Annotated in this window: 1 protein-coding gene and 1 pseudogene; both read left to right on the top strand. The window is 72.6% G+C overall.

From position 1 onward, the window contains the following. A pseudogene (locus ACFHWU_RS29380) lies at positions 1-257 on the top strand (hypothetical protein); the annotation flags it as partial. Beyond that, positions 254-519 (top strand): hypothetical protein (locus tag ACFHWU_RS29375; RefSeq protein WP_416592336.1); only part of this gene is annotated, 266 nt, incomplete at its 3' end. The pseudogene ACFHWU_RS29380 and the gene ACFHWU_RS29375, both read left to right, overlap by 4 nt.

The following is a 519-nucleotide window of genomic DNA, read 5'->3' as shown; positions in this document are numbered from 1 at the left end:
TGTACGGGCGGGCGGTGCGGCCGTCGATCAGCCCTGGCCTGGTTCGCGACCGTTCGTTCGGCGACCGGGTTCGGCGTGGCTGCGACCCGGTCGAGGTGCGGGCGTTTCTGCATGTGGTCGCCGACGAGTTGACCGCGTTGCGCGCCGAACTTGGCTCCACCCGCGAGGAGAACGCCCGGCTCAAGCAGGCGTTGCGGGACTGGCAGTCGCAGCAGTTCGAGCAGTCGCACCGGTTCGGGGCGGGGGTGGCGGCGTGAACGGCGTCGACAAGGTGCCGGCCGGCTCGCCGCACGTGGTCGGGGTCGGCGTGGACCGGCGGCGGGCGCAACGGGTGTTCACCGTGGCGAACCTCGACACCGGGCAGGTGGCCTCGACCAGCCTGGTGCCGGGCTCGTTTACGCCGTTGCCGACGCCGGGTGGGACGTGGTGGTTGCCGTACGCGCCGATCGTCGCCGACCTCGCTGCCCGCGCGGGCGTTGTCGAGGCGACGTTGCGTGACCCGGACTTCCCCGACGAGCC

The sequence above is a fragment of the Micromonospora sp. LOL_015 genome (assembly GCF_048060275.1).
Lineage (GTDB): Bacteria > Actinomycetota > Actinomycetes > Mycobacteriales > Micromonosporaceae > Micromonospora_E.
Note: the sequence above shows the minus strand (reverse complement) of the source record. Positions and strands in the feature narration are given on the sequence as shown.